At 71.8% G+C, this 1,122-nt stretch carries 1 protein-coding gene; it reads right to left on the reverse strand.

The window, feature by feature from the left end; translation table 11 throughout:
- Positions 1-1,122: OmpA family protein (locus tag ACIPIA_RS16790; protein WP_400511115.1), on the reverse strand; the 1,122-nt coding region annotated here is incomplete at both ends.

A 1,122-nucleotide genomic window follows, 5' to 3' on the forward strand; every position in this document is an offset into this window, starting at 1 on the left:
GCGGTTCTGGCCGGTGAGCAGGGGCGTGATCCGGCGCAGCGTCACCCGCCGGTTCTGCCGCGATGCATCCTGCGTGTTCACCTTCAGATACTGCTCGCCATAGCCCTGCGTCGTCAGGTTTTCCGGCGGGATCTGGAAGTCGCGCGTCAGGATCTCGGCGACGGACTGGGCCCGGCGGTCCGAGAGCGAGAGATTGTCGACATCGGCACCGACGGCGTCGGTGTGGCCCTCGACGAGGAAGACCTCGTTAGGCGAACTCTGCAGGGCGCGCCGGACCGAATCCGCTATCACCGCCAGGCGCTGGGCCTGATCCGGCGTGACCTGCCAGGAGCCGGTGTCGAAGGTGATCGTGTCGATGTCGACGCTGCGCATGCGCGCCCGCAGATCCGGCGAGTACCGCACCTCGTCGAGCGTGTAGCGGCGCGGGATCGCGGCGATCGGCGGCGCCGTGATCGTCTCGTAGATCAGCGCCTCGTCGGCCTGATCCGCATCGACGATGTAGCGCTCGCGCGGGATCGGCAGCGGCGGCGGCGGCAGCACGACGACATCGTCGGCGAAGCGGCCCGGCCGATCGCGCAGCGTGTTGTCGATGATGATCACCTCGCGGTTGTCGCGGTCGACGCGCGTGCGGCGGAGCAGCCGCCCCTCCTCGTCGGTGACGGTGACGATTCGCGTGCCATCCGGCCGTTCGAAGACCGTCCGCATCTCGCCGTCGCGGCGCTCGGAGCGGCCCTGCCAGCCGAGATCACGGAAGCGCTGGTCCTCGTCGCGGCGGATGATGGCGCGGCCGTCATCGTCGCGGATGATGGTGCGGCCGGGCTCGCGGATGATGGTGACGTCACCCTCGCGCCGCTCCTCGCGGCGGCTGCGGATGTCGTCGAAGCGCTGCGCACCCTGTGTCGCCATGATGCCGCCGAGGACGCCGGCACCAAGGCCGATCGCGCCGGCGACGCCGGGCGAGATGCCACCGCGGCGCCCCTCGCGTTGCGGCGGCTGTGTCGGGAAGGCGCCACCGGCTGGAGGCTGCCCCGGAGCGACGCCGGGTTGCGGCGGGACGGGCGCGCCCCCTGGCTGTGCCGGTGCAGCCGCACCGGGCGCCCCGCCGGACGGCATACCGGGTGC

The organism is Allobosea sp. CER48 (genome assembly GCF_044752385.1).
GTDB lineage: Bacteria > Pseudomonadota > Alphaproteobacteria > Rhizobiales > Beijerinckiaceae > Allobosea.